The organism is Actinoallomurus acanthiterrae (genome assembly GCF_054775715.1).
Genome location: NZ_BAAHCO010000001.1, coordinates 1,733,819 through 1,746,758, shown reverse-complemented (window position 1 = coordinate 1,746,758; position 12,940 = coordinate 1,733,819). Strand labels below are relative to the sequence as shown.

General features: G+C 72.3%; 9 protein-coding genes. 3 read left to right on the top strand and 6 right to left on the bottom strand.

Features of this window, described 5'->3' with window-relative positions:
• Window positions 1-13: 13 nt before the first annotated feature.
• On the bottom strand, window positions 14-1,441 hold the full coding sequence (gene ahcY / locus ACYVF7_RS08675; protein ID WP_460337461.1) for an adenosylhomocysteinase: 1,428 nt from the start codon (window positions 1,439-1,441) through the stop codon (window positions 14-16).
• Window positions 1,442-1,549: 108 nt separating this feature from the next.
• On the opposite strand from ahcY, the gene ACYVF7_RS08670 reads away from it, so the two are divergent.
• From ACYVF7_RS08670 to ACYVF7_RS08660, 3 genes are all read left to right on the top strand, one after another.
• Complete coding sequence (locus ACYVF7_RS08670) at window positions 1,550-1,888, top strand: MerR family DNA-binding transcriptional regulator (RefSeq protein ID WP_460337459.1); 339 nt, start codon at window positions 1,550-1,552, stop codon at window positions 1,886-1,888.
• A 778-nt stretch (window positions 1,889-2,666) separates the two neighbouring features.
• Window positions 2,667-4,199, top strand: coding sequence for a sensor histidine kinase (locus ACYVF7_RS08665; protein ID WP_460337456.1), 1,533 nt, complete (start codon window positions 2,667-2,669; stop codon window positions 4,197-4,199).
• Window positions 4,196-4,867, top strand: a complete 672-nt coding sequence (locus ACYVF7_RS08660) for a response regulator (protein WP_460337454.1) — start codon at window positions 4,196-4,198, stop codon at window positions 4,865-4,867. The genes ACYVF7_RS08665 and ACYVF7_RS08660 overlap by 4 nt, the downstream gene beginning before the upstream one ends.
• A 22-nt stretch (window positions 4,868-4,889) precedes the next feature.
• On the opposite strand, the gene ACYVF7_RS08655 is transcribed toward ACYVF7_RS08660, so the two are convergent.
• The 5 genes from ACYVF7_RS08655 to ACYVF7_RS08635 all read right to left on the bottom strand — a co-directional run bounded on the left by ACYVF7_RS08655 (window position 4,890) and on the right by ACYVF7_RS08635 (window position 12,816).
• Window positions 4,890-9,176 carry an nSTAND1 domain-containing NTPase gene (locus ACYVF7_RS08655; protein ID WP_460337451.1) on the bottom strand — a complete coding sequence of 1,429 codons (4,287 nt, stop codon included), beginning with the start codon at window positions 9,174-9,176 and terminating at the stop codon, window positions 4,890-4,892.
• Window positions 9,176-9,493, bottom strand: a complete 318-nt coding sequence (locus tag ACYVF7_RS08650; protein WP_460337448.1) for a CU044_2847 family protein — start codon at window positions 9,491-9,493, stop codon at window positions 9,176-9,178. Before ACYVF7_RS08650 ends, ACYVF7_RS08655 begins: the two co-directional genes overlap by 1 nt.
• A 262-nt stretch (window positions 9,494-9,755) precedes the next feature.
• Window positions 9,756-10,946 (bottom strand): alpha/beta hydrolase family protein, encoded by a 1,191-nt coding sequence (locus tag ACYVF7_RS08645; protein WP_460337445.1) that lies wholly within the window; start codon window positions 10,944-10,946, stop codon window positions 9,756-9,758.
• A 98-nt stretch (window positions 10,947-11,044) separates the two neighbouring features.
• Window positions 11,045-11,908 (bottom strand): hypothetical protein, encoded by an 864-nt coding sequence (locus tag ACYVF7_RS08640; RefSeq protein WP_460337442.1) that lies wholly within the window; start codon window positions 11,906-11,908, stop codon window positions 11,045-11,047.
• Window positions 11,905-12,816, bottom strand: a complete 912-nt coding sequence (locus ACYVF7_RS08635; protein ID WP_460337439.1) for an ATP-binding cassette domain-containing protein — start codon at window positions 12,814-12,816, stop codon at window positions 11,905-11,907. The genes ACYVF7_RS08640 and ACYVF7_RS08635 overlap by 4 nt, the downstream gene beginning before the upstream one ends.
• Window positions 12,817-12,940: the final 124 nt, after the last annotated feature.

The following is a 12,940-nucleotide window of genomic DNA, read 5'->3' as shown; positions in this document are numbered from 1 at the left end:
ACGAGGTTCTGCCTTAGTAGCGGTAGTGGTCCGGCTTGTACGGGCCCTCGATGTCGACGCCGATGTAGGCGGCCTGCTCCTTGGTGAGCTGGGTCAGCTTGACGCCGAGCGCGTCGAGGTGCAGGCGGGCGACCTTCTCGTCGAGGTGCTTGGGCAGGGTGTACACGCCGATCGGGTAGTTCTCGGTGCGGGTGAACAGCTCGATCTGCGCGATCACCTGGTTGGTGAAGGAGTTCGACATCACGAAGCTCGGGTGGCCGGTGGCGCAGCCGAGGTTCATCAGCCGGCCCTCGGCGAGCACGATGATGGTCTTGCCGTCAGCGAAGGTCCAGGTGTGGACCTGCGGCTTGACCTCTTCCTTCTTGATGCCGGGGATCTTCGCCAGGCCGGCCATGTCGATCTCGTTGTCGAAGTGGCCGATGTTGGAGACGATCGCCTGGTGCTTCATCCGCTCCATGTGGTCGGCGCGGATGATGTTGAAGTTGCCGGTCGTCGTCACGAAGATGTCGGCGATGTCGACGACGTCCTCGAGCGTGGCGACCTGGAAGCCGTCCATCGCGGCCTGCAGCGCGCAGATCGGGTCGATCTCGGTGACGATGACGCGGGCGCCCTGGCCGCGCAGCGCGTCGGCGCAGCCCTTGCCGACGTCGCCGTAACCGCAGACGACGGCGACCTTGCCGCCGATCAGCACGTCGGTGGCGCGGTTGAGGCCGTCGATGACGCTGTGGCGGCAGCCGTACTTGTTGTCGAACTTCGACTTGGTGACGGAGTCGTTGACGTTGATCGCCGGGAACAGCAGTCCGCCGTTCTTGTGCATCTCGTAGAGACGGTGCACGCCGGTGGTGGTCTCCTCGGTGACACCCTTGATGCGCTCGGCGATCGCGGTCCACCGGCCGGAGCCGTCGACCGTACGGTGGAGCAGGTCGAGGATGACCTTCCACTCCTCCGGGTCCTCCTCGGCCGCGGAGGGCACGGCGCCGGCCTTCTCGTACTCGGCGCCCTTGTGGACGAGCAGCGTCGCGTCGCCACCGTCGTCGAGGATCATGTTCGGGCCGTCACCGCCGGGCCAGGTGAGCGCCTGCTCGGTGCACCACCAGTACTCCTCCAGCGTCTCGCCCTTCCAGGCGAACACCGGAACGCCCTGCGGGTCGTCCAGGGTGCCGTTCGGGCCGACCACGACCGCGGCGGCCGCGTGGTCCTGGGTGGAGAAGATGTTGCAGCTCACCCAGCGGACCTCGGCGCCGAGCGCGACCAGCGTCTCGATCAGCACGGCCGTCTGGATCGTCATGTGCAGCGAGCCCATGATCTTCGCGCCGCGCAGCGGCTGAGCCTCGGCGTACTCCTTACGGACCGCCATGAGACCCGGCATCTCATGCTCGGCCAGCTGGATCTCCTTGCGGCCGAACGCCGCCAGCGAAAGGTCGGCGACCTTGTAGTCCATGGTTGATGCGCTCCCTGGGATTCGGTGTCACCGCGAGTCTAGGCGGGCCCGCTCAAGGAACGCACGGGCGAGGCGCGGTATCTGACACTGATTTGTCAGAATAGGCCCATGCGTATCACGGAGGCCGCCCAGCGGCTCGGCACGTCCCCCCGCATGCTCCGCTACCGCGAGACCCTCGGCCTCCTCCCGCCGACCCGGGAACGCCAGGGCCATCGCCGGTTCGGCGAGGCCGAACTGCGGGCCGTCGCACTTGCCCTGGCGTTGGAGAAGAGGTACGACATCAGCCCGGCGGAGCTGGCGTTCGGGTTGCGCGTGCTGGCCGATCCGGAGGTACGGACGGACGTCCGGGAGCTCGGCGAACGCGTGGGACGGCTGTCGGCGCCTCCGGCGCGGGCACTGGACTTCGAGAAGGAGAAGGCCCTGCGACTCCTGCGCGGCCGGCCATGAGCCCGGGAGGTCGGTCGGGGCCGGTTGGTCGGGAAGACACGGCAGGTCGGTCGGGGCCGGTTGGTCGGGGAGACACGGCAGGCGGCGCGACGGCCGACCGTCAGAGCGACGGGCGACGCCGCGGTGCGACCGGGAGATCGACAGCGGCACGGCCAATGAGGTGTGGCCCTCGCCGAGGAGGCCGCATCGGGGTCTTCCCCAGCCCATGGTCACCCCGATCCGGCCGTCCACGGGACATACCCGCGGGAGACCCGGACGGCGCCACGGCCACCTCGGCGAGGGACGATCGGTCGCGCCACCCGAACCCCCGAGATCCGGATGGCCCGACCCGGACGCCGGCGACCTCGGACCCCCTAGTACGAGAGCACCGGCGCCTCGTCACACTGCAAAGGTACGCCGCGGATCACGCCCGGTCGTCCCCCGCAAGGATGGGCTCGGAATCGTCCCAGAGGTGGACATCGGGGTCCTCGAGGCCCAGATGGAATCGCTCCACACGGTGAGGCGAAACCGCCCGGGAAGAGGTGATGATAAAGAGTGACCAGCGACAAGCGTCCCTGTTCGGCCAAGCGATCCTCGGGAATCGTCCCGACCGGATGCCGGGCATGTGCCGAACGCCTTCGTGTCCTGGTGTCGGCAGGCAGAGCCGCCGACCTGCGTGGCACGTCCCTCCGGACGCTGATCGGCCCGGCTTGCACGGCTATCGGACCGAGGAGGGTGCCCCGCGTCGCTTGGGCACGGGGCGTGCTTATAACAGAACGATACCGCGAGGTCGCTAAAAGTGACTAAGAAAAGAACTGAGCCTGACCTTCTCCACGAGGCCGTACCGGCGGCGTGGCGCATGGCCGCGCAGGTCGTGACCGCGGTGGGTCAGGTCCTTCTGTGGATCCTCACCGGGATCGGCCGTCTGCTCCGCCCGATCACGAGCCGCCTCGTCGCCGCCCTGTACGGCAAGAGCACGCCTCCCGCGGCTCCTCCGCCTTACGGTGGACCGCAGCCGTACGGCGGACCGCAGCCGTACGCCACGCCGGACGGCACGCTCCTGCAGCGGCAGCCGCCGCCGAACCCGGCCGGCCCGCCCCCACCGGCGGCCCGGCAGCCTCGGACGCCGCCGCTGCTGCGCTGGGTGCACGCCTGGCGCCGCTTCTCGGAGTCGTGGGCGTACGGGCCGGTGACCGGCGCGATCCTCGCCGTGGCGGCCCTGATCGAGCTCCCCTTGCACCACCTCCAGGTGGTGAGCCTGCCGGGGGCGTTCGCGCTGGCGGCCACGCTGCCGCTGATGTTCCGTCGGGAGTCGCTGCGCCCGGCGTCGGCGATCGTGCTCAGCGCGCTCGCGGCGAGTCTGCTGTCCGGGCAGCAGGTTCTGCTGACCACGGCGTTCGCCGGGCTGTACGCGCTGTACCTGCTCGCGCAGCAGTTGCCCCGTCCGTCGACGGGCGTGCTCGGCGTGTGCAGCGTCGTCGGCGTGGGCGTGGTGTACCTCGCCTCCAGCAGTCTCGACGAGATCCCCTGGCTCGCCGGGTTCACGGCGGTCATCGCCGCGATCGGGCTGGGCGACGCCCGCCGTACGGTGGAGACCGCCGAGGCCAGCGTGGACGAGGAGCGGGAGCGCAGCAGCGAGACCCTGACCCGGCTCAACGTCGCCGAGCGCGAGCAGGCGATCCTGCGCGAGCGCGCCCGGATCGCTCGTGAGCTGCACGACGTCGTCGCGCACTCGGTCTCGATGATCGCCGTACAGGCGGAGACCGCGCCGTACACCATGCGCGACCTGTCCCCCGAGGCGAAGAAGGGCTTCGGGGAGATCTCCGGGACGGCCCGGGAGGCCCTGGAGGAGATGCGCCGGCTGCTCACCGTGCTGCGCGCCGAGCCCGGCGCCGAACCGGAGGTGACCCCACAGCCGAAGCTCGATCGGCTCGGCGAGCTGATCGACTCGCACCGCGGCGCGGGCGGCGAGGCCCGGCTGACGGTGCGCGGCAGCGCCCGCCCGTTGTCCACGACGGTGGAGCTGTCGGCGTACCGGATCGTGCAGGAGGCCCTGACGAACGCACGCCGGCACGCGCCGGGGTCGCGGGTCGACGTCGAGCTCGAGTACCAGGGCGACCGGCTGGCCGTCCGGGTGAGCGACAGCGGCGCGACGGCCCCGCCCACGACGACGGTGAACCCCGACGGCCGGACCAGGGTCATGGGCCACGGTCTCGTGGGGATGCGGGAGCGGGCGACGATGCTCGGTGGCCGGTTCGCCGCGGGCCCGCGCCCGGAAGGGGGATTCGCCGTGCAGGCGGACCTTCCGGTAGGCAAGAATCGGAGTTCATGATCCGAGTAGTGATCGTCGACGACCAGACGATCGTACGGGCCGGCTTCGCCGCCCTCCTGGCCGCCCAGCCGGACATCGACGTCGTCGGGCAGTGCGGGGACGGCCGGGAGGCCGTGCGCCTCGCCGAGGCACACCGGCCCGACGTCGTGCTGATGGACATCCGGATGCCGAAGATGGACGGCATCGACGCCACGAAACGCATCCTCGCCGACCCCGCCAACGGATCGACGCGTGTGCTGATGCTGACCACCTTCGACGTCGACGAATACGTCTACGAGGCGCTGTCCGCCGGGGCGAGCGGCTTCCTGCTGAAGGACTCGACCGCCGACGACCTGGTCGCCGCGGTACGGGTGGTGGCCCGCGGCGACGCGCTCCTGGCCCCGCAGGTCACGGGCCGGCTGATCCGGGAGTTCGCGCGCCAGCGGCGGGACCGGCCGAAGCCGGAGCCCGCGCTGGCCACGCTGACCGCCCGCGAGACCGAGGTCCTCCAACTGATCGCCGCCGGCCTGTCCAACGCCGAGATCGCCGCCCGGCTCGTGGTGAGCGAGCACACGGTCAAGACGCACGTCGCCCGGGTCTTCACCAAACTCGGCCTGCGCGACCGGGCACAGGCCGTCGTCCTCGCCTACGAGTCCGGCCTGGTCACGCCCGGCGGCGCGGCGGAATGACCCGTACGCGGCCGACGGCCGATCACTGGCATGCCCTCCCGGGCGGGTCGACGCCACGGGCGAGGGCCGCGCGATCGTCCGGTGTCAGGGCGGGGTGCGCGGAGATTCGGCACAGATGGTCGCGCATGGCCTCGGGCCCCAGGGACATGACGGCGAGTCCCGCGTAGCGGCCTTCCGCATAGAAGCGGCTCTCGCCGAGCTGCGTGCCGACGAGCAGCCCTCGGAGCCCCGGGAGAAGCGCGGTCACGGACACCTCGGCGGGGATGCCCCGGACGCGCGTCTGCCGGACGACGTCCCAGACGTCGATCTGGGAGCCGGTGTCGTCGACCACGTACCGGTCGGTGATCCTGTCCTCCCCGGCCGTCCGCAGGTGGGTCAGGGTGCCGGTGCCCTTGTCCAGGTCCCAGTACGCCACCTGACCGGTATTCGTGGTGCCGATGAGGTAGCGGCCGGTGTGGTCGAAGGCCAGGGAGGAGATCGTGCCGAGGCCCGCGGGAGGCGCGAGCGTCCGTTCGACGTGCCCGTCATTCCCGGAGCGGAGATCCGTCCTTCCGCCCGTCCCGCCCGAGACGGCGAACTGGACCGTGTGCGGCCGCACGGCGACCCGCACATTCGCCTGCGGCCGGCCCTGAACCCGTGGCAACAGCACGTCGGGGGCCGACCGCGCGCCGGTGTCCAGGTTCCACCGGCTGAGGGTTCCGCCGAGCGCCACGATGAGATTCCCGTGGTCGTCGGCGGCCAGCCCCGGGTGGTCGACGGCACGGAGGACGGCCTGGCCCAGGCCGGGGATGGTCATCGTACGCCGGGGAGCCAGGTCGGCTGCGTTCCAGACGGTGACGCGATCGTCGTCGGTCGTGATGAGCGTGCGATCGTCCGGTGTGAAGAGCATCACCTCGGGCGGCGAGAATTCGCCTCGCACGGGCGGCAAGCGCCGCTCCGCGAGAAGGCGCCGGCCGTCGGCGCTCCACAGACGGAGGAAGGCGGCCTGCTCGTCTTCCAGCGACGCGGACGAGGTCGCCAGATACGTCCCGCCGGGTGCCGCGACGCCCTGGGTGAGCCGCTCGGGGAGGGTCTCCATCGCGCCGAGCCCGACACGGATGAGCGCGACGGACCCTCCGATCTCCGCGGACGCGAGGATCGACCCGTCATGGGCGACGACCGATTCCACGGGAACGTAGCCGCTCGCCGGCAGGATGTGGACGGCGGCGATCCGGCCGTTCATCAGGTCCCAGACGGTGATGTTGGTGCCCGTTCCGCTGGCGACCCTGCCGATGGTGGGAGTGGAGATCACCAGGTACCGGCCATGGGGGTCGAGCTGCGCGGAATGCCTCTCCTGGCAGTCGAACGTACTCGCGATGGTCCGTGAGGGGCTCTCGCCGGTCAGGTCCCACACGGTGGCGTCGAGGCGTGAGCCGTCCCGGCAGGCCATGTCCACCAGCACACGGCCGTCACGGCTGATCAGCTCCTCTTCCCCGGTGCGGGGCATTCGCGCGGTGTCCCGGCCGGTCGAGACGTCCTGGACGGTGAAGGCCGGGTCGCCGCGCAGCGGTCCGAAGGCGAGGCGGGCGGACGTGCCGGCGCGGATGCCCGTCTGCCAGTCCGGCGTCTTCGCCACCGGCGCCCGCAGGAGGGCTCCCCGCGCCGTGACGCCCATCACCGCCGGGTCGGTGTCGGTGAGCGCCGGTGGGGACGGGAGGTGGGCGAGCGCGTCCGGGGACACGAGCACCTGCCGGTCGTCGAGTTGCTGCCCGCCGAGGCGGATCAGCAGCCCGCCGTTCCCGGTGAACTGGAGCCCGATGATCCGCGGCGACCGCGAGCCGAGCGGGACCGTGAAGGCGCCGGTCCGCGCGTTTCTCACCGGGTCCCACAGCGTGATCTGTCCCTGGGGGCCCGCGGTTGCGAGCCGGTCGCCGGAGAGGCTCCACGCCGCGGAGAGCGGCTGGTATCCCAATGCCAGCGGGTGCCGCCGGATGGGCCGTACGTCGAGGTCCCAGAAGTCGATTCCCCGAGTGCCGAGCGTCACCGCGTGCCGGGCGTCGTCGCCGAGCACGATCGGGTCGCCGACGTCCGCGAGGTCGGGCTCGAAGACCAGGTCGAGGTCCCTGGTCTGCAGGTAGCGGTCGGCGAGGTTCGCGTACGTGCGGGCCGTGGGCCGGGCCCGGTAGGCCGCGATGGCGAGCAGTGCTGCGGCGGTCGGATGGGTCCAGCCCAGACGCCGGGACTCGGTGGCGAGGGCCTCGGCGTTGGCCGTGGTCCGCTGGTGGGCCGTGTCGCCGCGCTGGAGGACGAACAGCAGGCCTAAGACGAGCGCGGCGGCGAGCAGGACGGACAGGGAGGTGCCCGCGACGCGACGCAGGCGCCGCGTCCGGCGGTGCCGGTCGACGCCGGCCCGGATGAACTCCCGCTCACCGTCGGTGAGGTCGCCGGGGCGTACGGTCAGCCACCGCCGCGCCTCCTCGAGCTGCACGCTCCGCAGCAGTGCACCGTGGTCACGCCCGGCCCGCAGCCAGCGGCCGACGGCCTCGCGCAGGCCCTGCCGCCACAGCAGGAAGTCGAGGTCGGTGGTGATCCAGCCGCGCAACCGCTCCCACTGCGTGATCAGAGCCTCGTGGGTGAGCTCGGCCGTCTCCTCCCCTTCCGCCGTACGCCCGGAGACGACGAGGCGCGTCATCGCCAACTGCCGGGCGACCTCCCACTGCTCGGCCGGCAGCTCGGAGCGGCGGACGACCTGCCGGGTGTGGCGGCCGTCGGCGCCCGGACGCACGAGGCGGACCAGGAGGCTCCGGGCCGCCCCATGCGCGCCGGGGTCGACGTCCTCGGTCCACACGCGTTCGGCGTAGCGGGCCAGCGCGCCGGTGACGCCGCCGAGCCCGTCGTAGGCCCGGTGCGACAGCAACCCCTCCGACTGCGTCTCCCACAGCAGCGTCAGCGCGAACTCCAGCAGCGGCAGCGCACCGGGCTCGGAGCCGACGTCGTCCAGGATCCGGTCGACCAGCCCGGCCTCGTACGCGACGCTCGAGATGTTCGGCATCGGGCCCTCGACGACGCCGCGCAGGTCCCCGGCGTGCATCGGGGGCACCGTGACGAGACCGTCCCGCAGGAGCTCGGCGACGCCCAGGCGGCCGAGCGCCTGGTCCAGGAAGTCGGACCGGAGCGCGCACACGATCCGCACCCGCGACCGCGGCAGCCGCGCCGACGACGCGAGCGCCCGCAGGCCGGAGACGAGGTTCGCGGCGCCGTCCGGCTCGGCGGCGAGGAGCTCCTCCATCTGGTCGACCACCAGCACCAGCCGCCGGGCTCCCGTACGGGCCAGAGCGCGGTCGGCGACGTCGACGAGTCCTTCGCCCGCCAGAACCGCGGCCAGCTTGGGGACCTCGGCCAGGCGTTCGGCCTCGGTCAGGTCCGGCTCCAGCAGCGGCAGGAACGCGGCGGCGCAGGCGGCGGCCGGCGTGGCGCCGCCCATCGGCCGCATCCAGGCGACCGTCATGCCCTCCGGCCTGAGGCGGGGCAGCAGCCCGGCGGCCACGAGCGAGGACTTCCCACTGCCGGAGGGCCCCAGCACGGTGGTGACCCGGCACCTGGCGACGGTCGCGGCGAGCAGGTCGATCGCGCCGTTCCGCCCGAAGAACAGTGGCGCGTCCTCCTCGCGGAAGGCCGCCAGACCACGGTACGGACACGGGGCCAGCGTGTACGGCTTCAGCTCCGGCCAGGACTCCAGCAACGCCGTGCTCGGGATGACGTAGCCGGTGCCGAGCGTGAGGCGTTTCTCCGCGGCCACGACGATGCCGACGACGCCCTGGAGCTCGTCGTCCCAGACGGGCGTGCCGCTGAACCCTGGCTGGATGACGAAGCCGGTGGTCGCCGCGTGCTCCACCTGCAGCCAGCCGGCGGCGGTCCGCTCGCGTAAGACGCCCGCGGCCCAGACGCCGTGGTCACGGCGCGAGGGGAAGCCGAACGCGCGGAACGGGTGGTTCCACAGCTCACGGCCCAGCACGAGCCGGGCCATGCGAACGCCGGGCGGCGGCGGGGCCGACAGCCGCAGCCCGGCGATGTCGCCACTGCCGTCCAGGAGCGGCGGTCGCCACACCACGACCTCGGCGTCCACCGGTGCGGCACCGGCCAGCAGCGGGAAGTCCACGCGTACGGTGCGCGCCGACGGGAGCTCCGCGCCGGCGCCCAAGGCCTGGGCGACGACGTGGGCGCACGTGACGACCAGATCCGGGCCCGCGAGAACACCGGCTCCGACGGGCCGTCCGCCCTCGTCGTGGACGCGCACGATCGACGCGCCGAGCGCGGTCCCGGCCGGCATCAGGAATGCTTCCAGGTGAAGGTCACCTGGAAGTTCGCCTCACCGGTCGCCTTCGCCACCACGAAGCCGGCCTCGGCGGTCAGCTTGAAACCGAACTGCACGCAGACCTCGTCCGGGCCCTCCGGCGGCTTCTCCACCCGCTCGGCGAACGCCTTCGCCATCGGCCGGATCCGGTCAAGCGCGGCCTGAAGGCTCTCCGCGGCCCGGCCGGCGATCTCCCCCGGGCGGGCCGCCCGGACGATGCCGTCCTCGTCCTCGGCGACCTCGACGGTCACCGGGTCCGCGCCTTCGACCGGAACTTCGAACAGGTACGCCACCCAGGCCCCCTATGGGTCAGCAGCTCCTCATCGAGGTAGACCGCCCCCGCCGGCCCACTCGAATTGTCCGCCACCGCGGAGGAGCGCGCCACCCGTCCCGGAGAACAGTCCTGTCACGCCCGTGCGGCGAGCCCGGCGGGCCCGCCGCGCTCCTGAGGCCTGCCGGCCGCCTCCGAGGGGAGGCCTGAGCGGTCCAGGTCGGACGGCGACGATTCGGCCGGCGCGGAGCCGACCGGGGTGGCGTCGGCAACGCGGATGTGGGTTACGGGTGCTGGAAGGTCACCTCGGGATTGGCCGCCGTCGGCCCGTCGAGCAGGGCCCGGTGCCGGCCTTTGAGGTGCTGGTCGAAGAAGGCGCCGACGTAGGCGCGGGTGATCGCCAGTGAGCGCTGTGCGGACAGCTCGATCGGCATGCCCAGCATCTCCTCCAGGACCGGACCGTCGGTGAAGCTGGAGTGGTCGGCGCCCGTGACGGCCAGCCAGCGCTTCCAGCCGTCGAGTTTCGGCCAGTCGCGGTCCCAGGTCTTGTCCTTGTCACTGCCCGAGCTGTGGATGGACCGGGTGCCGAGGAGCAGGAAGGGACGGCCGTGCAGGCCGGTGGCGGGGACCGGCGCGTAGAGGGTGCCGTCCAGGTTCACCCCGGCCCTTACCCGGTCGTCGGCGGCCATGGCCAACGGTGTGGCGTCGCCGCTGATGGAGTGTCCGGCCAGGCCGATGTGCTTAGCGTCGATCATGCGGGCGGGAGACCATGCCGGACGCGGGCCGGTCAGTTGATCGATCACGAAGGTGATGTCCTTGGCCCGGCTCTGAGCGATGGCAGGCTGGCCGCCCGCGGGAGGCTGGTCGCAGATGACACAGGCGAGGGTCCGTCCGTCGGGGAAGGTGATGCCGGCAGCCTCGTATGTGTGATCCACCAGTGCGACCACGTAGCCGCGGCTGGCCAGGTCCTCGGCGAGCCCGGACAGGGTGGCGCGCGGCAGCGTGAGGCCGGGCGACAGCACCACCAGCGGGAAGCGGCCGTTCGCCGGGCGCGCGTCCGTGTGCGCGTAGGTGCGGATGCGGCTGATCGCCTCGGGTGGGACGGTGGAGTTCGCGGCCTTCCTCTGCAGCAGGAGGCGGGCTTCCTCGGTTGTCATGTACGGGGCGGGGCCGCCGGTCTTGGGCCGGGCGGGGTAGTACATCGACACCATCAGCTGCCGCGGGCCGGCCGTCGGCACCCAGGGATCGAGGCGGCTCTTGTCGACCAGGTGCAGCGTTGCGCGGCCGACCGCGTGCCGGCCCGTCGGGCGGGGCAGCTCCGCCTGGGCGCTGTTCGCGTGCGAGGACGCGCCGGCCAGGGGCATGGACGTGCCCGCTGAAGGCGCGGAGGCACCGGACGCCGTCTGCCGGGCCGGCGACGCGGGCGCGCACGCTGCGATCACCAGGCTGAGGCAGGCGGCGGGCAGCGCGGTCATCAACCGAGGCTTCCGGCCGTGCCGACCCGTCGGGGTGCGGCGGTATGGCTGTGACGCATGTGTTGTCATCGGGTTCCTCAGGGTGGAAGGCCGGGTGGTCATACGTCACGCCGCCGTACAACGATCACGGCGAGGACGGCGGCGACCAGGGGCCACAGGGCGAAGACGATCCACGAGCCGCTCATCGTCGGCAGCGCGGGAGCCGACCGGGGATGCCGCAGCGACAGGCAGTGGACCCAGTCGTAGAAGGGGAACCAGGCGTAGAGATCGTTGGCCCACTGGTGGACGCCAGGTTCGAAGAAACCGGGCAGGATCACCAGGACGGCGCAGCAGGCGGCGACGGTGCCGGCGGTGTGCCGGAGCAACGCCCCGATGCCCATGCCGACCAGCGCGGACAGGGGTGCGAGCAGCCCGTTGGCGATCAGCACGTGCGCGACGCCGGAGTCGCCGGGCGACAGGGCGACACCGCGCCCGGACAGGATGGACTGGCTCACCGCGAACGTGCCCAGCGACAGGGCGGCGCCGAGCACGAGCATGACACCCGCCATGACCGTCGCCTTGGCCGCCACGACGCGTCCGCGGGCCGGGACGGCGGTCAAGGTCGTACGGATCAGTCCGGTGGAATGCTCGCCGGCGATCGCCAGCGCGCCCACCACGCCCCCACCGGCCATGACGAGGGTCGCGATCACGCCGCTGAACGCCGCGGTCATCGGGTCGAAGCGCGCTTTCTCCATGGGGCGGAAGCTCGGCCAGGAGTTATAGGCGTCCAGGCTCTTCTGCAGGGCGCCTCCGAGGACGAGCAGCACGCCGAGCCCCAGCACCCAGCGGGTCGAACGCAGCGACCAGAATTTGATCCACTCGGCGGCCAGCAGGTCGCGGAAGCGGACGCCGGGGTCGGCAGCCGGACGACGCCCGGCGGCCGGACTCGGTACGGCCGCCCGGGGCGAGGCCGGGGCGGTCATCGGCGGTCTCCCGCGCGGTACTCGACGCGGTCGGCGGTGAGTTCCATGAACGCCTCTTCCAGCGACGCGGTGCGCGCCGCGAGCTCGTGCAGCAGGATCCGGTTCTGGAACGCCAGCTCACCGACGCGGGCGGCGGACAGTCCGGTCACCGTCAGCGCGTCGAGACCGTCCGCGGCCGCGACGGCACCGGCGGCGGTGAGCGCGGCGGCCAGGCGAGCGGACTCGGGAGTGCGCACCGTGACACGGGCGCGCGTGCCGCGCGCCGCGAACTCGGCGACGGTCTCCTCGGCGATCAGCTGCCCGCGGCCGACGACCACCAGCCGGTCGGCGGTGCTCTGCATCTCGCTCATCAGGTGGCTGGAGACCAGCACGGTACGGCCCTCGGCGGCCAGTCGCCGGAACAGGCCCCGCACCCAACGCACACCCTCGGGGTCCAGGCCGTTGACCGGCTCGTCGAACAGCAGCACGGGCGGATCCCCCAGCAGCGCCGACGCGATGCCCAGTCGCTGCCGCATGCCCAGGGAGAACCCACCGACACGGCGGCGCGCCGCACCGGCCAGCCCCACCTCCTCCAGGACCTGGTGCACCCGGCGGCGGGGCAGGCCGTTGCCGCGGGCCAGCGCGGACAGGTGCGCGGCGGCGCTGCGTCCCGGATGGACGTCGCCGGCGTCCAGGAGCGCGCCGGCGTGGTGCAGTCCGGCGCTCCGCTCGGTGAACGGCCGTCCGTCGATCGTGGCGGTGCCGGCGGTGGGCCGGTTCAATCCGAGGATCATCCGCAGCGTCGTGCTCTTACCGGCGCCGTTCGGGCCGAGGAACCCGGTGACCTGGCCGGGCGGCACCGTGAAGCTCAGGTCGTCGACCGCCAGGACGTCCCCGTAGCGCTTGGTCAATCCGTTGACTTCGATCACCCGATCCACGCTGCCGGAGCCGGTGGCGGCGTGGCATCGGCCCGGCGACGGGAATCCGGCCGCACGCGGTCGGCCCGCGGGCATACGCCTGCGGGCATAGGCCTCAAGGCCGACGCCGACGCGG